At 65.5% G+C, this 21,949-nt stretch carries 31 protein-coding genes; 13 read left to right on the forward strand and 18 right to left on the reverse strand.

Features of this window, described 5'->3' with window-relative positions; genetic code table 11:
- Positions 1-13: 13 nt before the first annotated feature.
- From L7H23_RS10195 to L7H23_RS10225, 7 genes are all read right to left on the reverse strand, one after another.
- Positions 14-355 carry a hypothetical protein gene (locus L7H23_RS10195; protein ID WP_237835777.1) on the reverse strand — a complete coding sequence of 114 codons (342 nt, stop codon included), beginning with the start codon at positions 353-355 and terminating at the stop codon, positions 14-16.
- The gene (locus L7H23_RS10200; RefSeq protein WP_237835778.1) at positions 355-966 is read right to left on the reverse strand and encodes an HAD family phosphatase; all 612 of its coding nucleotides are present in this window, start codon (positions 964-966) and stop codon (positions 355-357) included. The genes L7H23_RS10195 and L7H23_RS10200 overlap by 1 nt, the downstream gene beginning before the upstream one ends.
- Before the next feature lie 94 nt (positions 967-1,060).
- The gene (gene ykgO, locus L7H23_RS10205) at positions 1,061-1,186 is read right to left on the reverse strand and encodes a type B 50S ribosomal protein L36 (protein WP_003046794.1); all 126 of its coding nucleotides are present in this window, start codon (positions 1,184-1,186) and stop codon (positions 1,061-1,063) included.
- Positions 1,187-1,275: 89 nt separating this feature from the next.
- A complete protein-coding gene (gene rpoN / locus L7H23_RS10210) occupies positions 1,276-2,736 on the reverse strand; it encodes an RNA polymerase factor sigma-54 (protein ID WP_237835779.1) in 1,461 nt (486 codons plus the stop codon).
- Positions 2,737-2,753: 17 nt separating this feature from the next.
- Positions 2,754-3,563, reverse strand: coding sequence for an LPS export ABC transporter ATP-binding protein (gene lptB, locus L7H23_RS10215; RefSeq protein WP_237835780.1), 810 nt, complete (start codon positions 3,561-3,563; stop codon positions 2,754-2,756).
- Between the two features lie 109 nt (positions 3,564-3,672).
- The gene (locus L7H23_RS10220; RefSeq protein ID WP_237835781.1) at positions 3,673-5,055 is read right to left on the reverse strand and encodes a phosphomannomutase/phosphoglucomutase; all 1,383 of its coding nucleotides are present in this window, start codon (positions 5,053-5,055) and stop codon (positions 3,673-3,675) included.
- A gap of 27 nt (positions 5,056-5,082) precedes the next feature.
- Entirely contained in the window at positions 5,083-5,892 is an 810-nt protein-coding gene (locus L7H23_RS10225) for a division plane positioning ATPase MipZ (RefSeq protein WP_237835782.1), read from the reverse strand.
- 83 nt (positions 5,893-5,975) lie between these two features.
- Here L7H23_RS10225 and panC point away from each other — a divergent pair, with 83 nt between their 5' ends.
- On the forward strand, positions 5,976-6,815 hold the full coding sequence (panC, locus tag L7H23_RS10230) for a pantoate--beta-alanine ligase (RefSeq protein ID WP_237835783.1): 840 nt from the start codon (positions 5,976-5,978) through the stop codon (positions 6,813-6,815).
- Between the two features lie 140 nt (positions 6,816-6,955).
- A complete protein-coding gene (locus L7H23_RS10235; protein ID WP_120217736.1) occupies positions 6,956-7,270 on the forward strand; it encodes a sel1 repeat family protein in 315 nt (104 codons plus the stop codon).
- Here the strand turns inward: L7H23_RS10235 and L7H23_RS10240 are convergent.
- Genes L7H23_RS10240 through L7H23_RS10255 form a run of 4 tightly spaced genes read right to left on the reverse strand, consistent with a single transcriptional unit; the run spans position 7,267 to position 9,812 of the window.
- Positions 7,267-8,415: a GNAT family N-acetyltransferase gene (locus L7H23_RS10240; RefSeq protein WP_237835784.1), complete on the reverse strand. Its 1,149-nt coding sequence runs from the start codon at positions 8,413-8,415 to the stop codon at positions 7,267-7,269. The two genes, L7H23_RS10235 and L7H23_RS10240, sit on opposite strands and share 4 nt — an antisense overlap.
- 8 nt (positions 8,416-8,423) lie before the next feature.
- Positions 8,424-8,891: a RidA family protein gene (locus L7H23_RS10245; protein ID WP_237835785.1), complete on the reverse strand. Its 468-nt coding sequence runs from the start codon at positions 8,889-8,891 to the stop codon at positions 8,424-8,426.
- Between the two features lie 10 nt (positions 8,892-8,901).
- Positions 8,902-9,543, reverse strand: a complete 642-nt coding sequence (locus L7H23_RS10250; protein WP_237835786.1) for an HAD family hydrolase — start codon at positions 9,541-9,543, stop codon at positions 8,902-8,904.
- Positions 9,540-9,812 carry a DUF3572 family protein gene (locus L7H23_RS10255; protein WP_237835787.1) on the reverse strand — a complete coding sequence of 91 codons (273 nt, stop codon included), beginning with the start codon at positions 9,810-9,812 and terminating at the stop codon, positions 9,540-9,542. Before L7H23_RS10255 ends, L7H23_RS10250 begins: the two co-directional genes overlap by 4 nt.
- Positions 9,813-9,900: 88 nt before the next feature.
- On the opposite strand from L7H23_RS10255, the gene L7H23_RS10260 reads away from it, so the two are divergent.
- Positions 9,901-10,263: a response regulator gene (locus L7H23_RS10260; RefSeq protein ID WP_237835788.1), complete on the forward strand. Its 363-nt coding sequence runs from the start codon at positions 9,901-9,903 to the stop codon at positions 10,261-10,263.
- Between the two features lie 27 nt (positions 10,264-10,290).
- On the opposite strand, the gene L7H23_RS18540 is transcribed toward L7H23_RS10260, so the two are convergent.
- Positions 10,291-10,413, reverse strand: coding sequence for a hypothetical protein (locus tag L7H23_RS18540; RefSeq protein ID WP_275671196.1), 123 nt, complete (start codon positions 10,411-10,413; stop codon positions 10,291-10,293).
- Between the two features lie 148 nt (positions 10,414-10,561).
- Here L7H23_RS18540 and L7H23_RS10265 point away from each other — a divergent pair, with 148 nt between their 5' ends.
- Positions 10,562-11,038, forward strand: coding sequence for an Lrp/AsnC family transcriptional regulator (locus L7H23_RS10265; RefSeq protein ID WP_237835789.1), 477 nt, complete (start codon positions 10,562-10,564; stop codon positions 11,036-11,038).
- A gap of 102 nt (positions 11,039-11,140) precedes the next feature.
- Here L7H23_RS10265 and rpmG read toward each other — a convergent pair whose 3' ends face one another.
- The 6 genes from rpmG to L7H23_RS10295 form a co-directional block, all read right to left on the reverse strand.
- Complete coding sequence (gene rpmG / locus L7H23_RS10270) at positions 11,141-11,308, reverse strand: 50S ribosomal protein L33 (RefSeq protein ID WP_003042331.1); 168 nt, start codon at positions 11,306-11,308, stop codon at positions 11,141-11,143.
- Between the two features lie 216 nt (positions 11,309-11,524).
- A complete protein-coding gene (locus L7H23_RS10275; RefSeq protein ID WP_237835790.1) occupies positions 11,525-12,256 on the reverse strand; it encodes an energy transducer TonB in 732 nt (243 codons plus the stop codon).
- A 148-nt stretch (positions 12,257-12,404) separates the two neighbouring features.
- On the reverse strand, positions 12,405-13,715 hold the full coding sequence (gltX, locus tag L7H23_RS10280; RefSeq protein WP_237835791.1) for a glutamate--tRNA ligase: 1,311 nt from the start codon (positions 13,713-13,715) through the stop codon (positions 12,405-12,407).
- Complete coding sequence (locus tag L7H23_RS10285; RefSeq protein WP_237835792.1) at positions 13,712-14,146, reverse strand: hypothetical protein; 435 nt, start codon at positions 14,144-14,146, stop codon at positions 13,712-13,714. Before L7H23_RS10285 ends, gltX begins: the two co-directional genes overlap by 4 nt.
- Positions 14,143-15,816, reverse strand: a complete 1,674-nt coding sequence (locus L7H23_RS10290; protein WP_237835793.1) for an NAD+ synthase — start codon at positions 15,814-15,816, stop codon at positions 14,143-14,145. Before L7H23_RS10290 ends, L7H23_RS10285 begins: the two co-directional genes overlap by 4 nt.
- 32 nt (positions 15,817-15,848) lie before the next feature.
- Positions 15,849-16,361 carry a DUF2306 domain-containing protein gene (locus tag L7H23_RS10295; RefSeq protein ID WP_237835794.1) on the reverse strand — a complete coding sequence of 171 codons (513 nt, stop codon included), beginning with the start codon at positions 16,359-16,361 and terminating at the stop codon, positions 15,849-15,851.
- A 160-nt stretch (positions 16,362-16,521) separates the two neighbouring features.
- Here L7H23_RS10295 and L7H23_RS10300 point away from each other — a divergent pair, with 160 nt between their 5' ends.
- The 9 genes from L7H23_RS10300 (at position 16,522) to rplT (ending at position 21,875) form a co-directional block, all read left to right on the forward strand.
- Complete coding sequence (locus L7H23_RS10300) at positions 16,522-17,289, forward strand: LytTR family DNA-binding domain-containing protein (RefSeq protein WP_237835795.1); 768 nt, start codon at positions 16,522-16,524, stop codon at positions 17,287-17,289.
- A 22-nt stretch (positions 17,290-17,311) separates the two neighbouring features.
- Positions 17,312-17,788 (forward strand): hypothetical protein, encoded by a 477-nt coding sequence (locus L7H23_RS10305; protein WP_237835796.1) that lies wholly within the window; start codon positions 17,312-17,314, stop codon positions 17,786-17,788.
- 94 nt (positions 17,789-17,882) lie between these two features.
- Positions 17,883-18,818, forward strand: a complete 936-nt coding sequence (locus L7H23_RS10310) for a ribose-phosphate pyrophosphokinase (RefSeq protein WP_237835797.1) — start codon at positions 17,883-17,885, stop codon at positions 18,816-18,818.
- A gap of 10 nt (positions 18,819-18,828) precedes the next feature.
- Positions 18,829-19,569, forward strand: coding sequence for a type 1 glutamine amidotransferase domain-containing protein (locus L7H23_RS10315; protein WP_237835798.1), 741 nt, complete (start codon positions 18,829-18,831; stop codon positions 19,567-19,569).
- 51 nt (positions 19,570-19,620) lie between these two features.
- Entirely contained in the window at positions 19,621-20,412 is a 792-nt protein-coding gene (gene hisN / locus L7H23_RS10320) for a histidinol-phosphatase (protein ID WP_237835799.1), read from the forward strand.
- A gap of 15 nt (positions 20,413-20,427) precedes the next feature.
- Complete coding sequence (locus tag L7H23_RS10325) at positions 20,428-20,811, forward strand: DUF2809 domain-containing protein (RefSeq protein ID WP_237835800.1); 384 nt, start codon at positions 20,428-20,430, stop codon at positions 20,809-20,811.
- 14 nt (positions 20,812-20,825) lie between these two features.
- A complete protein-coding gene (locus L7H23_RS10330) occupies positions 20,826-21,176 on the forward strand; it encodes a GFA family protein (RefSeq protein ID WP_237835801.1) in 351 nt (116 codons plus the stop codon).
- A 117-nt stretch (positions 21,177-21,293) separates the two neighbouring features.
- Complete coding sequence (gene rpmI / locus L7H23_RS10335) at positions 21,294-21,497, forward strand: 50S ribosomal protein L35 (protein WP_037555449.1); 204 nt, start codon at positions 21,294-21,296, stop codon at positions 21,495-21,497.
- Between the two features lie 12 nt (positions 21,498-21,509).
- On the forward strand, positions 21,510-21,875 hold the full coding sequence (gene rplT, locus L7H23_RS10340; RefSeq protein WP_237835802.1) for a 50S ribosomal protein L20: 366 nt from the start codon (positions 21,510-21,512) through the stop codon (positions 21,873-21,875).
- Positions 21,876-21,949: the final 74 nt, after the last annotated feature.

Genomic DNA, 21,949 nt, shown 5'->3' on the forward strand with positions numbered 1-21,949 from the left:
GCCAACGGCCGGACTAGACGTCCTTGCCCAGTCGTTGAAGCCACGCCTTGGCCTGCTTGGGTTCGCCCGGAGCGTTCGTCGAGACGGGCCCGCGCGATGCCTCGAACTCTCCGTGCAACGAGAAGGGCTGCAACCCGAGTTGATCGCGCATCTGATCGATTTCGTCGCCCCTGTCGTACAGATCCGTAACGACGGGCTCCCATTTGGCACTGGCCGCTCGGTCTTTGTTATGCCCAAACAGACCCCACGAGCCAGCCGCGACCCGACGCAACGCGTCCATCAGGACAGCCTCATATTCGGCTTCCAGTTCGATACGACGGGCATCGAGGCGTTCAAGGCGATCCGCCCTGCTCATCAAGCAGGCAAGTATCCGCGCGCGGTCAGGTCGACTTCCAGCGTCGCCGCGTCGACGAACCGGTGCCCAGCGATACCAACCGATTCGGCGCCTTCGATATTCTTCGCGACGTCGTCGATGAAGATCGCGCCCGCGGGGTCGATGCCGAATCGCTCGATCGCGAGGTGGTAGATCGCGGGGTCGGGCTTCATCAGCTTTTCGGTACCCGACACGACGATGTCGCGAAAACGGTCGAAGACCGGCTGGGTCGGGCGAAAGCCTTCCCAGAATTCATGCCCGAAATTGGTGATCGCGAACAGCGGCACACCCGCCTCATCGAGCCGCTCGACCAGTTCGAGGCTGCCCGGCATCGGCCCGGGTATCGTCTCGTTGAAGCGCGCCGCATAGGCGTCGATCAGCGCGTCGTGCCCCGGAAATTCGGCTTTCAGCTCGGGCAGCATCTCGGCGAGCGGGCGGCCGGCATCGTGCTGGAAGTGCCACTGCGGCGTCACGACATGCGTCACGAACCATTCGAGCTCTTCCCTGTCGTCGATCAGCTTGGCGAACAGATAGCGCAGATCCCAGTCGAACAGGACGCGGCCGACGTCGAAGATCACGCTCTGGCGAATCATGGGGCCTCCGGACACGCGAAAGCGCCGCCGGAAGCATCCGACGGCGTTACGCTGACTTGCAAATGCACGCGGGACATATGTCCCGACAGGGTGATTAGCCCTGGCGCGCCTTGAAGCGGCGGTTGGTCTTGTTGATCACATAGGTGCGGCCACGACGACGGATGACGCGGTTATCCCGGTGGCGGTCCTTCAGCGACTTCAGGCTGTTGCGAATCTTCATGATCTCTGTCCGTAAATCTTGGCGTATTGACGCGAAGCGGCGCAACTATGGGGAAGCGGTCCGAAAGTCAACCGCCTTTCCGGCCAAAATCAGCCCGCGAGCGCCTTTTGCCGCCGCCGCTGAACCGACGAGCCATAGCCCATCGCCTCGCGATATTTGACCACAGTGCGCCGCGCGATGTCGTGGCCCTCGGCCGAGAGCTTCTGCGCGATCGTCTCGTCGGAGAGGATCGCCTTGGCATCCTCGGCCTCGATCATCGCCTTGATCCGGCTCTTCACCGCCTCGGCCGATACGGCACCGTCGCCCTCGGTCGCGGAAATCCCCGACGAGAAGAAATATTTGAGCTCGAACAGCCCGCGCGCGCAGCTCAGATATTTGTTGCTGGTCACGCGGCTGACGGTCGATTCGTGCATGCCAATCTCTTCGGCGACCTGCCGCAGCGTCAGCGGGCGCATATGCGCGACACCGTGCAGGAAAAACCCCTCCTGCTGCTTCACGATCGCGCTCGCGACCTTGACGATCGTACGCTGGCGCTGGTCGAGCGCGCGGACAAGCCAGTTGGCACCTGCAAGCTGTTCGGACAGCCATGCCTTGCTCTTCGCCGCCGCGCCCGTCGCCAGCTCGGTATAATAGCGGCGGTTGACGAGCAGGCGCGGCAAGGTGCCGCTGTTGACCTCGACCGCCCAGCCTTTCGCGGTCTGGCGCACATACAGGTCGGGAACGACCGCCTGCGCGCCCTCGCCGCCGAATTTCAGGCCGGGCTTGGGATCATAGCCCCGCAGCTCGCGAATCATGTCGGCGAGATCCTCGTCATCGACGCCGCAGATGCGCTTGAGTTGCGGGAAGGCACCCTTTGCGACGAGATCGAGATGCGCGATCATGGTGGCCATCGCGGGGTCATAGCGATCGGCCTCGCGTGCTTGGATCGCGATGCATTCGGCCAGATCGCGCGCGCCGACACCCGACGGGTCGAACAGCTGGACACCCGCCAGCACCGCTTCGAGCAGCGCCAGCGGCACGCCGAGCTGCGCAGCGAGCTCGGACAGGTCGGCGCGAAGATAGCCCGCCTCGTCGATCAGCGCGACGAGCTGGCCCGCGACGACCGCCTCGATCCCGTCGAAACGCTCGCCGACTTGGGCGAGCAGATGGTCGTGGAGCGTGCCGTCATGTTCGGCGAAGCTGTCGAAATCGATGCCTTCACTGTCGCCCGACAGCCCGACCGAATCGCTGGCGCTGTCGTGATGGAAGCGCTCTTCGTTGAAATCGACGTCGAGATCGTCGGCCGTGCCCGCGTCGGAGGACAGGGCCTGATCGGTATCGGTCTCGCCCGACACGGCAGCGACCGGCGCTTCGTCGCCGGGCTCGTCGGCTCCGCCATCCTCACGGTCACCCGATGCCGTATCGAGCAGCGGATTACCCTCCAGAGCCTCGGCCAGATAGGCTTCGAGTTCGAGGTTCGACAGCGCAAGCAGCTTGATCGCCTGCTGCAGCTGCGGCGTCATCACCAGCGATTGCGACTGGCGTAAATCGAGGCGCGGACCCAACGCCATGCTGCCGCGTCAGCTCGTCACAAGGAGAAGCCCTCGCCGAGGTAGAGGCGGCGGACCTCGGGATCGGCGACGAGTTCGGCCGGCGAGCCGGCAAGCAATACCTTGCCGTCGTAGATGATCGCGGCGCGGTCGACGAGGTCCAGCGTCTCGCGCACATTATGGTCGGTGATCAGCACCCCGATGCCGCGCGTCTTCAGGTCGGCGACGAGGTCGCGGATGTCGCTGATCGACAGCGGATCGATGCCCGCGAAGGGCTCGTCGAGGAGCATGATCGAGGGGTTCGCGGCGAGCGCGCGGGCGATTTCGGCGCGGCGGCGTTCGCCGCCCGAGAGCGCCATAGCCGCCGAATCGCGCAGCCGCGCGAGGCCGAATTCGTCGAGCAGTTCCTCGAGCCGGCGTTCGCGCGACACCTTGTCGGGCTCGGCGAGTTCGAGCACCGCGCTGATATTCTGTTCGACGGTCATGCCGCGAAAGATCGAGGTTTCCTGCGGCAGATAGCCGAGGCCGAGAATCGCGCGGCGATACATCGGCAGCGCGGTGATGTCGGCGCCGTCGAGCATGATGCGCCCGGCGTCGGGCTTCACCAGACCCATGATCGAATAGAAGCAGGTCGTCTTGCCGGCGCCGTTCGGGCCGAGGAGGCCGACAACCTCGCCCTTGCCGACCGAGAGCGACACGTCCGACAGCACTGTGCGCTTGTCGTAACTCTTGGCGATCGAAATCACCGCGAGACCGTTGCCCGCTACCGCATCCTCCTGAACATGCGCCTTGTGCTCGGCGACACCATGATCGTCGGTCAGCGTGCCAGCGGTCGATTCATCGGTCATAGGTCGGTCGGTTCCGTTTCTAGCCCCAAGCGCGCGTTACCCCAGCGACGCGGCAGAGGTCAATCTGGCAAGATAATTGCAGGGGAGCCTTCGAAAGCTGTCGCCGTGCCTAGTGCACGGCCTGCGGCCCGCGCACCACGCCCGACTCGGCGAGCTGGTCGTCGATCGCCGCCATCAGCCGCGCGAGCGCCGCCTCGTCCTTTGCCTCGGCGCGCGCGACCAGAACGTCCTGCGTGTTCGAGGCACGGAGCAGCCACCAGCCGTCGCCGGTGAGGACGCGGGCGCCGTCGGTGCGGTCCACCGTCGCGCCAGCTTCGGTCAGGCGCTGCAGAACCTCGTCCACAATGGCGAATTTGCGCACCTCGTCGACCTGGAAACGCAGCTCGGGCGTGTTGACCATCACGGGCATTTCGCTGCGGAGTTCGGTGATGCTCTTGCCGAGCTTCTCGGCCGCCTCGATCAGCCGGATCGCGGCATAGGGCGCATCGTCATAGCCGTAATAGCGATCGGCGAAGAAGATATGCCCGCTCATCTCGCCCGCCAGCGGGCTGCCGGTTTCCTTCATCTTCGCCTTGATCAGGCTGTGGCCGGTTTTCCACATCAGCGGCGTACCGCCCAGTTCGGCGACGCGGTCGAACAGCGCCTGACTCGCTTTCACATCAGCTATCACGGTCGCGCCGGGATGGTCCCGCAGCACCGCCGCGGCATAGATTTGCAGCAACTGGTCGCCCCAGATCACGCGGCCCTGTCCGTCAATCGCGCCGATGCGGTCGCCGTCTCCATCGAATGCGACGCCGAAGTCGAGGCTCTTCTCGGCGACGAGCTTCTTCAGGTCCGCCAGATTCTTCTCTTCGGTGGGATCGGGATGGTGGTTCGGAAAATGGCCGTCGATATCGGTAAACAGCAGATGGTGCTCGCCCGGGAGCCGCGCGGTCAGCTTCTCGATGACGGTGCCGGCGGCGCCGTTGCCCGCGTCCCAGCCGATGCGGAAGGCGCCGCCGGCAAAACCCTCGACGAGCCGGTCGACATAGGCGTCGATGATATCGATGCTCTCCACCGCGCCTTCGCCGGCCTCCCAGTCGCCGGCCGCGGCGAGTTCGCCGATCCGCTGGATGTCGGCGCCGAAGAAGGGACGCCCCTGAAATACCATCTTGAAACCGTTGTAGTCGGGGGGGTTGTGGCTGCCGGTTATCTGTATGCCGCCGTCCACATCTTCGGTTGACGCGGCATAATAGAGCATCGGCGTCGGACCGAGCCCGACGTTCAGTGCGTCGACCCCCGCGGCATTGATCCCTGCGATCAGCGCATCGGCAAGCATCGGCGACGACAGGCGTCCATCATAGCCTACCGCGATCCGCTTGCCGCCGGCGCGCGCGATCAGCGTCGCGAAGCTGCGCCCGATCGCCCGGGCATCCTTCTCGGACAGCGTGTCGCCAACGACGCCGCGGATGTCATATTCGCGGAGCATCGTCGGGTGGAAAATATGGGTCATCGGGAGTCCTCTGGGGGAAGAAGGATGTCAGGCGGCAGCGAACAGGTCGCCGTCGGGATGCAACCGCTCGCGCGCCGGAAGGTTCAGCCCGCCCATGGCCTCGCGCAATTCCTGCCGCGCCACGACATGCCCGATCCCCATGCCACCCAGATGCACCTTGTCGAGAAGGGTCAGGCCGGCCGGGAAGAGCTCGCGGTAGATGACGCGTTCGCCGAGCCCCGGGATGACGCGGAAGCCGACGCGGCGCGACAACTGGGTCAACGCCTCGCCGACGCGGCGCATATTGTGCGCGTCGACATGCTGGAGACGGTTCCTGAGGATGATCCAGTCGATCGTCCGCCCGTCGGTCTTGGCGCGCGCCTTGCGCGTGTCCCAGATCAGCTCCGAATAGAAGCTGGGGCGCACGACCTGGAACGTCTCGGGATCGACCTGCCCAATCAGGTCGAAATCGATGAAGCTGTCGTTGATCGGGGTGACGAGCGTGTCGGCGCTCGTCGCAAGGTGGCGCGCGAAGACGTCGTCACGGCCGGGGGTGTCGGCGACGAAATAGTCGGCGCCCGCGGACAGCCGCGCGACCTGCGCGTCGAGCTCCTCGATCGTCGAGCCCTCGAACACCTCGAAGGTCGGGGTCGGCAGGTCGATATCGCGACGCTTTGCCGTATTCTCGCGATTTTCGAGATAGCGGTGGAAGGTGCGCTGGCGCGGGTCGAGATCGAGGCCGGCGACGCGAAAACCCTGGCTCGCGAGCGCCACCGCGAAATGTACCGCACAGGTCGATTTTCCGGTCCCGCCCTTTTCATTGGCAAAGATGATGCGGTGCGGGGCGGGCGTCGTCATGAGCGTTGCGATTTTCCTGTTGGCGGCGCATGGGGGCCGCACGGGGTGGCAGTTGCGCCGCCAATATCGGAGGCCGGGCAAGCGTGCAAATCATCCGTGACATCGCGATGCTGCGGCGTGCCGTTTCGGCACTGCAGCAGGGCGGCAAGAGCGTCGCGCTGGTGCCGACGATGGGCGCGCTGCACGAGGGGCATCTGTCGCTCGTCCGGATGGGCAAGCGCGTTGCAGACCATGTCGTGGTCTCGATCTTCGTCAACCCGACCCAGTTCGGACCGAACGAGGATTTTGCTGCCTATCCGCGCGACGAAGCGCGCGATGCGGCGATGCTGGTCGAGGAAGGCGTCAGCCTGCTGTGGGCGCCCGATGTCTCGACCATGTACCCGGCGGGCCATTCGACGCATATCGAGGTCGCCGAACTCGGTGCCGATTATTGTGGCGCCGCGCGGCCGGGCCATTTCGACGGCGTCGCGACGGTCGTGTCGAAACTCTTCAATCAGGTCCGCCCCGACGTGGCGATCTTCGGCGAGAAGGACTGGCAGCAGCTCGCGATCATCCGTCGCATGGCGCGCGACCTCGACTTCGCGCTCGACATCCTCGGTGCGCCGATCGCGCGCGACAAGGATGGCTTGGCACTGTCGTCGCGCAACGCCTATCTCTCGAAAGAGCAGCGCGCCGCCGCGACCGCTTTTCCGAATGCGCTGAAAGCGGCCGCGAAGGCAATCGCAGGCGGCGCCGACATTGCCGAAACGCTGGCCAAGGCCGAGGCCGATATCGTCGCGGGCGGGTTCGACAGCGTCGATTATGTTGCGCTCGCCGACGCCGACAGTCTGGAAAGATTGAGCAATTTGAGGCGGCCCGCGCGGCTTCTGGCCGCGGCTCGAATGGGGAAAACGCGCCTGATCGACAATCTTGCGGTCGATTGATTAACTCCGGAAACGACGGATTTCCGGTAGTTTCCCGCGATATCCACAAAAAATTCGGATCGCCGTTAACGCTTTGTTGACCATAAGTCGCAAATTTGGACCCCGAAGCTTCCTGTGGGGGGAAGCGACAGGGGGTTATCATGGCCAACAGTCTGAAGTCCGCGCAGTTTCTGATCGAGAGCCGGTTGCTCGACGCCGCCCGCGGCGACGCCAATGCCTATTTCGATCTCGGCATCGCATTTTCCACCGGGACCGGCGGTGTCGATGTCGACCTGATCCAGGCGCACAAATGGTTCAACCTCGCAGCGCTCGGCGGCAACAAGGAAGGCCAGCAATGCCGCGCCGACCTGTCCGACGAAATGAGCCGCGACGAAATCGCCGAAGCGCAGCGTCAGGCGCGCGCCTGGCTCGACGAGACCGCGCGCCGTCCGGCAGCACGCCGCTTCGCCGCCTAATCCTTCCGCCTGAAGGGCATATGCCCTTCGAGCCATTCCATCTCGACCTCTTCGGCGCGGCGTTCCTGTTCGAGGTAATCCGCGACCGCCCGGCGAAAGCCCGGATCGGCGATGAAATGCGCCGACCAGGTCGCAACGGGGCCGTAGCCGCGGGCGAGCTTGTGCCCGCCCTGCGCCCCGGCCTCGACCCGCTTGAGACCGCGCGCGATCGCAATGTCGATCGCGCGGTAATAGCATAGCTCGAAATGGAGATAGGGGATGTCGACAAGGCAGCCCCAGTAACGGCCATAGAGCGTATCGGCGCCGATCAGGTGCATCGCGCCCGCAACCGGCTGCTCGCCGTCATAGGCGATCAGCAGGATGATCCGGTCGGCCATCCGCCGCCCCATCAGGTCGAACGCCTCGCGCGTCAGATAGGGATGCCCCCATTTGCGCGCGCCGGTGTCCTGATAAAAGGCCCACATCGCGTCCCAATGTCCGGGGCGGATCGCATCGCCGGTGAGCTCCTCGATGCGCAGCCGCTCGACCGCGCGTGCGCGCTCCTTGCGGAGCTGCTTGCGCTTCTGCGAGGTCAGCGTGGCGAGGAAATCGTTGAAGCTCGCGTAGCCCGCATTCGCGAAGTGAAACTGGATGTCGCGGCGGACGAGCCACCCCGCCTCCTCGAAGACAGACATCTGTTCGGGCGCGACGAAGGTCGCGTGCGCCGACGACAGTTCATTCTGGCGCACCACCGCCTCGGCGCCGCGGATCAGGAGCAGCGCCGCTTCCCCCTCCTGCGCGAGCAGTCGCGGCCCCGGCACCGGGGTAAAGGGTGCCGCGATCTGCAGCTTCGGATAATAATCGCCGCCTGCGCGCGTCCAGGCATCGGCCCAGGCGTGGTCGAAGACATATTCGCCCTGGCTGTGCGATTTGAGATAGGCGGGCGCGGCGCCGATCAGCGCGCCCTTCTCGTCCTCGATCAGGATCGGCGCTGGCTGCCAGCCCGTGCCCGGTCCGACGCTGCCCGATTCCTCGAGCAGCGCCAGAAAATCATGGCTGACAAACGGATTGCCGTCGCCCGCCAGCGCATCCCACGCCGCCGCATCGACCGCGGCGACGCCGGTGCCGAGCGAGATGGTACGCTGGGGTGGGTCGGCTTCGGCCACTTATGCCCTTAGGCGGGCTTCACCGCGACGATCGCATCGGCCTCGACCGACGCGCCGAGCGGCAGCACCGCGACGCCGACCGCAGCGCGCGCGTGGCGGCCGGCTTCGCCGAACAGCGATTCGAACAGCTCGGACGCGCCATTGGCAACCTTTGCCTGATCGGTGAAGGACGGGGCGCTGTTGACGAAGACGCCAAGCTTGACGACGCGCTCGACGCGCGACCAGTCGCCGCCCAGCGCCTGCCCGATCTGCGCCACGAGCATCAGCGCGCAGCGGCGCGCGGCGTCATAGCCACTCGCGACATCGGTATCGTCGCCAAGCCGGCCGGTCACGACCTGCCCGTCGCGGAACGGCAGCTGCCCCGAGATATAGAGCATCCCGCCATGCTCGACGACGGGCACATAGGCCGCAACCGGTGCGGCGGGCTTCGGCAGTTCGAGGCCGAGTTCAGCGAGTTTGGCGGGGACGTCGGACATCGGAGTTCCTTTACGCGAGTTCGGCGGCAGGCGCCGGAATGTTTTCGGTGAGCCGCGCCAATATCCAGTCGCGCGCCTCGTTCCAATCGTCGATTCGCGCATGCGCATATTTTGCGGGGCGCACCTTGTCGGCGATGGCGGGTTCGCCGACGAAATGAAGCCGCCACACCTCGGGCGCCTCGATCGCAACCGAATGGTGATGGTTCGGCAGATCGTCGATGAACACCGTGACCGACGGCTTTCGCTCTTCGATCAGCGCGCGCACCGGTTCGCCCTTGCCGCCGCGGCTTCCGATCACCGGCGCGGTGAGGCCGATCGCCGCGAGCTGGACCGCACGCGCCGCCTGATGGTCGGGACCGACATTTGTCAGTACGACGATATCGGCGATGCCGCCGATCGCCGCCATCGCTGCAATCGCCCCCGGAATTTCGGTCTGGCGCCCCATCTCGGTACGGAAGAAGCCGTCGAGCAGCGGCCAGACTTCGGCCGCCTCCAGCGGCGTACCGCACTCCTTGCGCTTCAGCGCGCCCGCAAAGCTCGCATCCTCCATCCGGAACAGCACGCCATGCTCTTCGTCGACCCACTGCGCGAAGGGGACGACCATGTGCATCAGCACCTCGTCGCAATCGGTGATGACGAGGGGTCGGGTCATGCGTCCATCCTTTGATTTCCTTCGAGGCGTGTGGCGGCGGCGGCGATCGCTTCGGGCTTGATGTCGAGCGCGTCGGCGCAGGCGATCAGGTCGGCCTCATAGGCGGTGAGAAACGACAGGATCGCAGCAAGCGTCGCGCGCTCGCCGAGCGAGGCGCGGAGCGTTTCGGGATCGAGCCCGGTCATCCCGAGCAGCCGCTCGGCGCGCGGCTCGTCGCTGAGTATCCAGCCGAGCGCGTGAAGCGCGAGCGCGGCATCGTCTTCGTGCAAGCGGATTTCCCTTCGGCGCGAGGCAATTGAGTCGTGCGGCCGATTCGCCTAAACGGGCCGCGCATACAAGGTGGGGAAGACATTTCACATGGGCAAGACCATCCTGGTCGTCGAGGATAACGAGCTGAACCTCCGCCTGTTCTGCGACCTGCTCAACGCGCATGGATATAGCGCGCACCCGGTGCGCGACGGGCGCGACGCCCTTGCAAAAGCGCGCGAGGTCTCGCCCGACCTCATCATCATGGATATCCAGCTGCCGCACGTCAGCGGGCTCGAACTGATCGGACAGATGAAGGCCGACCTGACCCTGCGCGCCGTGCCGATCATGGCGGTTACCGCTTACGCCGGAAAGGGCGACGAGGAGCAGATCCGCGCCGCCGGGGCCGAAGCCTATGTGTCGAAGCCCATCTCGGTGATCAAATTCATCGAGAGCGTCGGCGCTTTCGCCTGACGCTCCGGACGATATTCAGAAAGCGGATCAGCGCGCGGGCGAACGATCCCAAGGCGCGCGATAGTGAACCGCAACCGCCGCGGCCGATGTTTCGACAACCGTCGACCAGAAGCGCTGCAGCCAGCTCGATTCGGGGGTGATCCGGGTCATGTCTTTTCTCCTGCCGCGCCGGGGAGAGGGAGCAGGGACGCTCGTCGGGGCGGACGATCATCTTTTACGTCCGGACGCATGGCTATTGGCGCCGAAATTGACCGATACAGCGATCAAAATTATCGCTACTTGGTCGGTCATGCGAAAAATGATCGACCTCGATGCTTTCGACCGCCGCTTGCTCGAACTGGTACGCCGCGACAATCAGCGGCCCGCACGCGAACTCGCCGACGAAGTCGGGCTGTCGGTTTCGGCGGTGCTGCGCCGCCTGCGGCGGCTGCGCGAGGACAAGATCATCGTCGCCGATATCGCAATCGTCGATCCGGCGCTTACGGGATCGGCGCTGACGATGCACGTCCTCGTCCGGATGCAGCAGGCGGGGCCGCAGACGATGGACAATTTTGCGCGCGAGATCGCACGGCATCCCGAAATCACCGCCGCGTGGGACGTCACGGGCGACGATGACTTCCTGCTGAAGGTCCAGGTCGGATCGATGGAGGACTATGACGTCTTTACCCGCCGCGCGCTCGGCGAAGACAAGGGCGTGCATTCGTTCAAGACAATGATCACGATCCGGCACATCATCGAGAACGAGGCGGCCCGGCGACCGCTGCGCGATTTCTGACGCGCACGAAAAAGGGCGGCGCGGGGCCGCCCTTCCGAATCCCGGACAGGTCCGGGATGATGCATTTTCAAACCGCGCGGCTGTGGCGCGCGGGAAAATGGCTTACTTGATCTTGGCTTCCTTGAACTCGACGTGCTTGCGCGCACGCGGGTCGTACTTCCGCACCGACATCTTTTCGGTCATCGTGCGCGGGTTCTTCTTGGTGACGTAGAAAAAGCCCGTGTCGGCGGTGCTCACCAGCTTGATCTTGACGGTCGTCGGCTTGGCCATGGCCCTGTTCCTCGAAAAATCTGCACATCCGCCGGAGGGCCGGCCGATGCGGCGGGACTGTGGGCCCCGACGGGTGGTTTGAAAAACAAGAGGGCCGCGCACCGGGCGCCGCCCTCATTTATCCGCGCGCCTCTGACCGGATTCGGCGCTTCTGTCAAGAGAAAGCAAAGGGCGGGCGGCACAAACCGCCCGCCCGGGAGGGGTCGGGATCGAGCCTCATGCGTTCCTGATCTGGAAGCGGACGGTCATCGTCTGCCAGCTTTCCTCGGCCACCCCGCCGCGCGTCGCGGGCTTGAAGCGCCATTTCGCGAGCGCGCGCCGCTTCGTTTCGTCGAAAAAGCCCGGGCTGTCGGTACTGACCAGCTCGACCGTCTTCACCTTTCCGTCGGTCCCGATCAGCACGCGAACCTTGGCAATCCCCTCGATACCCTCGCGCTGCTCGCGCGCGGGATAGTCGGGCTGGAAGCTGCCGGCGTAGCGCGGGTCGAGCTTGGCGAGGACGAACGGCTTGGGCGGCAGCGGGGGATCGACGACGATGTCGGGGCCGCTTCCCGTTCCGGTTCCGGCGGGTGGGACATAGGGCGGCAGCGGCGGGACTTCGACCGGCCCTTCGGCCACCGGAGGCAAGGGGCTCGGCGGCGCAGTTAGCGCCGTCTGCGTCGGTTCGCTCTGCGGCTTGGGGTCGGGTCTCGGCTCGGGTTTGGGCGGATCGACATGGACGGTCGTCCAGGGCGGCGAGTTGGTCCGCGGTTCTTTGGTGATGATCATCGGCGACAACGCCACGGCGACGACGAGCGCCGCAGGCAGGCCGATCGCAAATGCCGCGGCGACGGGGCGATAACCCGAACCGGGGTCATAGCTTTCGCGTCGCAGCGTCGCCGGACCGGCGGACGCCGCCGAGCGCTTGGGCGCCGCGAACATGGCAGACATCAGGGGAATCAGGGTCATGGCACCTCTCCTTTGCCTTTCGGAGACCCGCCCTGTGCATGTTGACCGCTGCTACCGGTCGAGTCTGATTATGTAATAGTATAACATTACTATACTTGTCAAGCGGAGAGGTCGGCAAACCACGCCGGCGCGACGGGACATGCTGGGGCTAGGCGGCCGACAGGCGCGCCACGGCCTGATCCTTGTCGATCAGCGGCAACAGCTCGGCCATGTCCGGGCCATGATCGCGCCCCGTGAGCGCACGGCGCAGCGGCAGGAAGAGCGCACGCCCCTTCGCCCCCGTCGCCTCCTTTGCCGCACCGGTCAGGGCGTGCCAAGGATCGGCGGCCCAGTCGATGCCGGGAGCCGCTGCTGCGGCGGCGGCGAGCACCGATCGATCCTCGTCGGCAGGCGCGGGGGGCGTGAACGGTCCATCGAACACCGCTTCCCAATCGGCAGCTTCCGCAACCGTCATCAGATTCGGCCGGATCGCATTCCAGCGTGCCTCGCCGATCGCGATCGGCAGGCGCGGCGCCACCGCGGCATAATCGGTGTGGTGGAGAATCTTCTGGTTGAGCAGGGCGAGTTCGGCCTCGTCGAAACGCGCGGGTGCGCGGCCGAAGCGGGCGAAATCGATATTTTCGATCAGCGGCGCGGACGAGGTGAACGGCTCGACCGGATCGCTCGTTCCCAGCCGCGCGAGCAGCGCGACGAGCGCGATCGGCTCGATCCCTTCCTCGCGCAGGCTCGCCATGCCGAGCGAACCGAGCCGCTTCGACAGCTTGCCCTCGGTACCGACGAGCAAGGCCTCATGCGCGAATTCGGGCGGCTTCGCGCCCAGCGCCTCGAACATCTGGATCTGCGTCGCGGTGTTCGAGACATGATCTTCGCCGCGTACGACGTGCGTGATCCCCATCGCGATGTCGTCGATCACGCTCGGCAACAGATAGAGCCAGCTGCCATCGGCGCGGCGCACGACCGGGTCGGACATGGTTTTCGGTTCGAAATGCTGACCGCCGCGAACCATATCGGTCCATTCGATCGGCGCATCATGGTCGAGCCTGAAACGCCAGTGCGGCGCCACGCCTTCGGGAACCGGTGCATCGGCGGGCTTGCGCTCGTACACGGGCGGCAGCCCGCGCGAGAGCAGCACCTTGCGGCGGATGTCGAGTTCCTCGGGCGTTTCGTAACAGGCATAGACGCGGCCCGCGGCCTTCAGCCTGTCGAACTCGGCCTCATAGAGCGCAAAGCGCGCCGACTGGCGCTCCTCGCCGTCGATGTCGAGTCCGAGCCACGCCAGATCGGCGCGGATGCCCTCGACATACTCCTCTTTCGAGCGCTCAAGGTCGGTGTCGTCGATCCGCAGCAGGAAGCGCCCGCCATGCTTGCGCGCCCACAGCCAGTTGTGAAGCGCGGTGCGAACATTGCCGACGTGGAGCGATCCGGTCGGCGAGGGAGCGAAGCGGGTAACGACGGTCATGTGCCTGTTTCTATTTTCTTGCATGTCATGGATGTAGTCGAGTGGCCCCTGCCGCGCCGCGGCGACAAATGCTCGACGCCCCATCCCACCTCACCGGGCGAATCGGACCATTTAAATATAGCGTTGCAGCGCAGCCGTTCGGACAGGACCGGGTCGACCGTTGCAACACCGTTCCGGGTCAACATTCGTCGCAGCACAAAGCTGCATTTCTTGCGTTTGCGCCCTTCGGGACAGGCAAGCTCTTCGATCCTGATCGAGACCTCGTCGCCTGCGCGGCCGACCGCCCATTCCGAGCTAACCTCATCATTGCCATTGCCGATCATCGCGTTGCGTTGGATGTCGACGAAGATCGCGCCGCAATATTCGCATGGTAGCTCGGTAGCCGCTTCCGACTGCGGCGAGAGCAACAGCAGCATGAATGCGGCAATCATGCCGTCCGGAAACCATGCGTGATCGGATAGCGCCGGTCGCGGCCGAAGTTGCGCGTCGACAGCTTGACTCCGGGGGGCGCCTGCCGTCGCTTGTACTCGGCGAGCATCAGCAGGCGCTCGATCCGCACCACCGCGTCGCGATCGAAGCCGTATTTCGCGACGACATCGTCGACGCTCGCTTCCTCCTCGACGAGCATGTGGAGCATGCGATCGAGGTCCGCATAAGGCGGAAGGCTGTCCTCATCCTTCTGGTCGGGACGCAGTTCGGCGCTCGGCGGCTTGGTCACGATGTTAGCCGGCATCACCGGAGTCACGCGGTTGCGCGACAGGCGCGGAACATTGGCGTTACGCCACTCGGCGAGCGCGAAGACCGTCATCTTGTACGCGTCCTTCAACGGATTATAGCCGCCCGCCATATCGCCATAGATGGTCGCATAGCCGACGCTCATCTCGCTCTTGTTGCCCGTCGTCAGCAGCATCGGCCCGAATTTGTTGCTGAGCGCCATCAGCGTCACGCCGCGAATACGCGACTGGACATTCTCCTCGGTGATGTCGACGTCGCGGTCGGCGAAGCTCCCCGCGAGCATCACGTCGAACGCCTCGACGGCCGGCACGATCGGGATCGTGTCGAGCCGGCACCCGATCATGCCCGCACAGCCCGCGGCATCGTCAAGGCTCTCCTGGCTGGTGAAGCGGCTCGGCAGCATCACGCACCAGACTTTATCGGGACCGAGCGCGTCGGCGGCAATCGCGGCGCAAATCGCCGAATCGATCCCGCCCGACAGGCCGAGCACGACGCCAGGGAAGCGGTTGCGTTCGACATAGTCGCGCAGGCTCAGAATCATTGCGCTGTAGATGTCGGCGGGATGCGCTTCCCATTCGGCGATCGCCCCCGCGTCGCAGCTCCAGGCGCCCCCATCGACATTTGGCGCGCCCTTCGTCCACCGCGTCACGCGCTCTTCGGGCTCCCAGTCGGTCAGCCGGTGCGCGGTCGATCCGTCGCCGTTCAGGACGAAGGAGCAGCCGTCGAACACCAGCTCGTCCTGCCCGCCGATGCGGTTCAGGAAGATCAGCGGCAGCCCGGTTTCGGCAACGCGGCTCGCGAAAACCTGCGTCAGGCGGCGGTCGTCCTTGTCGATCTCATAAGGGCTGCCGTTGACCGAGATCAGCAGTTCGGCGCCCTGTGCGGCGAGGTGCGTACAAACGGTCGGCAGCCAGCCGTCCTCGCAGATCGGCAAGCCGAGCCTGATCCCGCGCCATTCGACGACATCGGGGAGCGGCCCGGGCACGAAGACGCGCTTTTCGTCGAAGGTGCCGTAATTCGGCAGCTCGTGCTTGCGCCGCGTCGCGACGATCCGGCCGCCGTCGAGCAGCGCGACGATGTTGTAGAGCGCATCGCCCTCCCACTCGACCGATCCGACGAGCATTGCGGGTCCGCCGTCGGCGGTGTCCGCCGCGAGTTCCGCGAGCATGGCCGAAGCGCGCGCGGCGAGCGCAGGCTTGCGGACCAGATCCTCGGGCGGATAGCCGATCAGCTGCAGCTCCGGGTAAAGGATCAGGTCGGCATCGCCGTGCCGCGCGCGCACTTCGCGCATCGCGGCGGCGTTCGCGGCGAGGTCGCCGACCGCCTGGGTCATCTGCGAAAGGACGATGGAGAGCTGATGGGTCATGCCCCGGCTTTAGGACCAACCGCCGGTTCCGTTCAACCGAAGAGAAGCGTCCACAGCATCCGGCCCGGCGCCATCGCGATCACCCCGGCGGCGATGAGCCCGAAATAGGTGCCGCGCATCGCCTTCAGATGGCGGTCGATCTGCCCGCTGCGCGCAAACCAGATCGCGCGCGGGACTTGGACCATGACGAGCACCGAAAAGAGGTGGATCGGCCCGATGCCGCCGGTGATCGTACGGATCCAGAAGCTGTCGATCGCGGTCGCGACCATCATCAGCGCCCATAAGCGCCCGCCGATGCGGTGCGCCAGATCGCCCTTCCGCTTGCGCCACAGAAGCCACGCGCCAAGCGGCACCGCCGGGACGACGGTCGCCAGATGCACCCAGATGGCGAGCGGCGGCGTTTCATAGGTCGCGCCGCCGCCGGTCGAACGAAGGACAGCCCCCGCGACGAGCGCTCCGAGAATCAGCACCATGAAGAAGCCGATGCGGCGCAGATTGGCCGAACGGCCGGTGCCGGGGGTGGGTGAAGGAGCGGAGACGGTCATGGTGAAATCCTGTTGCATCGGGTCGATAGCCTTTCCCTGCCCCGCCGCCGTTCGCGGACAAGCACGCCTTCGCCAAGCGCCGGATAGTTTCGCGAATCCGCCTGAAATCCATGGCTTTGCCCGTTGACGCTTCGTGAAATGGCACGCACAAGACGCGCCGATGGCGAAACGGTTGACGATAGAATTGCTGGCGATGGTGATGCTCGGGCTGCTGATCGGGCTGCTCGGCCCGTTCGGCACTTTCGACAATCCGCCGGCGGTGCGGATGCTGAGCTGGGCGATCTGGCTGGTCGCGGGCTATCTCTTCTTTCGCCCGACCGGTGTCGTTGCCGGCTGGCTGTGCGAAGCGACGGGGCTCCCGCGCTTTGCGGGCCGCCTCATCGCCCTCGCCGTCGCCAGCGTTCCGGTGACCCTGATCGTCATCATGATGGTCGGGCGCATGAGCTTCGCCGACGCGCTCCGTTCGCCCGGCTTCTGGACGATGTACCTCTATATCTGCGTCATTTCTGCCGTGGCCTCGATCTCGATGGCGGCGCTGTTCGCGCGCGGGACGCCAGAAGACGCCCCCGTCGCCGCCGAGGGGCCAGCCGAGCCGGTCGCGGAAGAGGGACCGCCTGTTGAAGCAGCTCCGGCGCTGCCGCTTCCCCCCGGTTTCGGACCAGTCCGAGCGCTCAAGGGCGAGGATCATTATGTCCGCGTCATCGGCGACGGCCGCGAGGAACTGATCCTGATGCGAATGCGCGACGCGATCGAGCGCCTCGGGCCGGTCGAGGGCCTCCGCATCCATCGCAGCTGGTGGGTGGCAAAGGACGCCGTCGCTGCGGTACGCCGCGAGGGCCGCACGGCAGTGGTCATCCTGACGAGCGGGCACGAAGCAACGGTCGCGCGCGATATGATGCCGCAGCTGCGCGCCGCGGGATGGCTGTGAACGACAATAAGGGAGCATCGCCGTGCGCCGGAAGCTGATTGCAATCGCCGCGCTTGCACTTGGATCGCCCGCAGCAGCGCAGACCGAGGCGACGCGTCCCGACATGGCCATCCCCGATTGCCATTTCGACCGCCCTGCGACCATCATCGCCTCGCTGAAAGAGGCGCCCGACATCGCGGCCGAATTCGCACGGCAGGGCCTCGTCGTCGCCGACGTCGGCGAGCCCTTCGTCCCCTATGACGTCGTCGACGGATCGAAGAAGCTGCCCCACCGCCAGTTCATCCGCGCGTATGCGTTCGCGGACCGCACCATTGCCTGGTACTATCACGGCGGCCTCGGCACTCACATTCATGCCTTCGAGCTGCGGCAACAGGTCGATTCGGAGCCGGGAGCGTCGGAGGGACCGGTCCTTCGCATGACCGGCGCACAGCTTTCGGGACCGCCCTGCGGGGCGACGCAGGCCCTGCTGGACGGTGTGCGGGGACCGAATGACTGGTAAGGCACCCAGCAGCGCAACTTGACCCTTCCCCTATCGCCCCCCGCTGGCTAAGGGGGCGCGCAATCCCGTCCGCCGCGAAAGGGCCGTGCACCTCATGAAACTCATCTCCGGCAACAGCAATCTGCCGCTGGCCCGCGCAATCGCGGACTATCTCGAGCTGCCGCTGACCGACACGAGCGTGCGCCGCTTCGCCGACGAGGAAGTCTTCGTCGAGATTCACGAGAATGTTCGCGGTCAGGACGTGTTCGTCGTTCAGCCGACGAACTTCCCGGCGAACGACAATCTGATGGAACTGCTCATCATCACCGACGCGCTCCGCCGCGCCTCGGCGAAGCGCATCACCGCAGTCGTTCCCTATTTCGGCTATGCCCGTCAGGACCGGAAGCCCGGCCCACGCACCCCGATCTCGGCGAAGCTCGTCGCGAACCTGATCACCACCTCGGGCGCCGACCGCGTTCTCGCGATCGACCTGCACGCCGGGCAGATACAGGGCTTCTTCGATATCCCGACCGATAACCTCTACGCCGCGCCGGTGATGAGCGCCGATATCCAGGCGCGTTTCGGCGACAAGAATCTGATGGTCGTCTCGCCCGACGTCGGCGGCGTGGTCCGCGCCCGCGCGCTGGCGAAGCGCCTCGACAACGCGCCGCTGGCGATCGTCGACAAGCGCCGCGAGCGTGCCGGCGAATCGGAAGTCATGAACATCATCGGCGATGTGAAGGGCCGCTTCTGCATCCTGATCGACGATATCGTCGACTCGGCGGGCACGCTCTGCAATGCCGCCGCGGCGCTGAAGGCCGCGGGGGCCGAGGGCGTCGTCGCTTATTGTACGCACGGCGTCCTGTCGGGCGGCGCGGTCGCCCGCGTCGATGCGAGCGAGCTGACCGAGCTGGTGATCACCGATTCGATCCAGCCGACCGACGCGGTGAACGACAGCGGCAAGGTCCGCGCGCTGACCGTCGCACCGCTGCTCGGCGAAGCGATCAAGCGCATCGCCGACGAATCGAGCGTTTCGTCGCTCTTCGACTGAGGCCGGGGCAGTGGCGCGCATCCTCGTTCCGCTGCCGCTCACCGATTTCGATCCGACCGAAGTCGCGGTGCCGTGGGCGGCGCTGAGCGAGGTCGGGCACAACATCACCTTCGCGACCGAAACCGGCGAGATCGCGCTTGCCGACCAGAAGACACTGGGCCGTGGCAACGGTCCGCTGCCGCAGCGGTCGCTGGTGGCGCACGCCGATAATCGGCGCCTCTATGACGCTCTGGTCGAAAACGGCGCGTTTCGCGCACCGATCCGCTGGGCCAACGCGGCAATGCAGGACTTCGACGCGATCCTCTTTCCGGGTGGCCACGGTCCCGGCATGCGGCCCTATTGCGAATCGCCGGACGTACAGCGCCTCGCCGCCGAAGCCTTCGAGACCGGACAGCTCGTCGGTGCGATCTGCCATGGCGTGTTGCCGCTTGCCCGGGCCCGCGATGGTCGGCCGCTGCTCGAGGGACAGCGCACGACCTCGCTCACCGCCCTCATGGAACGGCTGTCGATCGTGATGACGCGCCGCCGGCTCGGCGATCATTACCGTACCTACGCCGAGACCGTGGAAACCGAGGCGCGGCGCGCGGTCGGGACAACGGGCGCCTATCTGCGCGGACCGATGCTGCCGCACTATGCGACGCGCGAGCGGCCCGAGATCGGCTTCGTGGTCGAGGATGGCACCTATCTCTCGGCGCGATGGCCGGGCGACGCGTGGACGCTCGCCCGGCGGATGGCCGACCGCCTCGCCTGAGCAGCCGATGCCCGCTTGCATTTGCGCAGGCAAAGCCGCATCGCCACGGTGATGAGCCTTTCCGACGATATCACCCTTGCCAATCGCCTTGCCGACGCCGCCGGCGCCGCGATCCGCCCCTTGTTCCGCTCCGCCTACGCCCATGAAGCCAAGGCCGACGCCTCGCCGGTCACCGAGGCCGACCGCGCCGCCGAAGCGGCGATGCGCCGCCTGCTCGATGCCGAGGCACCTCGCGACGGCATCATCGGCGAGGAATATGGCGCCGAACGCCCTGAATCATCACGGCAATGGGTGCTCGACCCGATCGACGGCACCGTCAGTTTCATGGCGGGCCGGCCGATCTTCGGCACGCTCATCGCATTGCTCCAGGACGGCTGGCCGCTGATCGGCATCATCGACCAGCCGATCGCCGGCGAACGCTGGGTCGGCGCAATGGGGCAACCGACCCTGTTCAACGGCAAGCCCGCGACGACGCGGACTTGCCGCAACCTGTCCGACGCCGTGCTCGCAACCACCGGGCCGCAATATTTCAGCGACCATGACGGCGAACATTTCATGGCGCTCGCGGCGCAGACCTCGCACAAGCGCATGGTATTCGGCGGCGACTGCTACAATTACGGCCTGCTCGCGAGCGGGCATATCGACCTGGTTGTCGAGGCGGGACTGAAGCTCCACGATTTCGCCGCGCTGGTCCCCGTCGTTGAGGGCGCGGGGGGGACGATGTGTGACTGGAACGGCGACCCGCTCAACGCAGACAGCGCGGGCCATGTGATCGCGCTCGGTGATCCCGCGCGACTCGAGGATGTGATCGAGGGCCTCGCCTGCCATCACGAGCATGACTGAGCCGTCGCAAGGCCGATGCCTGCCCTGACGTGGCGACCCGGCTACGCGCGTGCCGCCGCCCTGCTCCTGCTGGTCGAGGTCGTGATCGCGCTGTGTATTCGCGACCGGTTCGTGCGCCCCTATCTGGGCGACTTGCTCGCCGTGATGCTCGTTTATCTTTCGCTTCGCGCGATCAGCACCTTGCGCCCTAGGCCCGCGGCGATCATCGCCTTCCTCGTCGGCCTGATCGTCGAAGTCGGTCAGGCAGCAGGGCTGCTGGAGCTCGTTGGCCTTGCGGATCAGGGATTCGCGCGCGTGCTGTTCGGAACATCCTTCAGCGTCGGGGATATAGTCTGCTATGCCGTGGGCGCTGTCCTGGCGCTGGCAGTCGACCGTCGACGCACAATCCCGACAGCCTGAAAGAGAGGATTGCAATGGCTTTTGACGGCAGCTGCCACTGCGGCGCGGTGACCTATACTGTCGAAGACGATATCCCGACGACTGCGATGAGCTGCAATTGCTCGCATTGCCGGCGCAAGGGCTTTCTCCTCGCCTTCGTTCCGATCGACCGGTTCCGGCTGACGGGCGGCACGGACAAGCTCGAATCGTACAAGTTCAACAGGCATAATATCGACCATCAATTCTGCATCGAATGCGGCTGTCAGGGCTTTTCGGTCGGCACCGGTCCCGACGGATCGAAGATGGCGGCGGTGAACCTGCGCTGTGTGCCCGATGCCGATCTGGACGCGCTGACGATCCAGAAGGTCGACGGGGCGAGTTTTTAGCCCCCGCAACGCTTGCATTTCGGCGCGAATCCCCCTAAGCGCGCCGCTTCCGATTGTACCGGCTGGCTGAAAGGGCTGCCAGGCCGATACGCAAACGGACTTCAAAAGGAGACCAAAATGCCCAAAATGAAGACCAAGAGCGGTGTGAAGAAGCGCTTCAAATTCACCGCTTCGGGCAAGGTGAAGCACGGCGTCGCCGGCAAGCGTCACCGCCTGATCAGCCACAATTCGAAATATATCCGCACCAACCGCGGCACCAGCGTGCTCAGCGATTCGGACGCGGCCCATGTGCGCCTCTGGGCGCCCTACGGCCTGAAGTAAGGAGCGCCAGACATGTCACGCATCAAACGCGGCGTTACCACGCGCGCCAAGCACAAGCGCGTATTGGAACAGGCGAAGGGCTATTATGGCCGTCGCAAGAATACCATCCGTGTCGCCAAGCAGGCCGTCGAAAAGGCGGGCCAGTATGCTTATCGCGACCGCAAGGTCAAAAAGCGGAGCTTCCGCGCGCTCTGGATCCAGCGCATCAACGCTGCGGTCCGCGCCGAGGGCCTGACCTATTCGCAGTTCATGCACGGCGTGAAGCTTGCCGGGATCGAACTCGACCGGAAGGTCATGGCCGACCTCGCGATGAACGAAGGTGGCGTGTTCACCACGATCATCGCGCAGGCGAAGGCGGCGCTGCCCAAGGCGGCCTGAGCTTTACGGCTATCGCCAAAGCAAAAGGGCGGTCCCGACGGGGCCGCCCTTTTTCGTGTCGGTAGAAACAGGAA

Origin of the sequence: Sphingopyxis sp. BSN-002, from assembly GCF_022024275.1 — a bacterium.
Classification (GTDB): Bacteria; Pseudomonadota; Alphaproteobacteria; order Sphingomonadales; family Sphingomonadaceae; genus Sphingopyxis.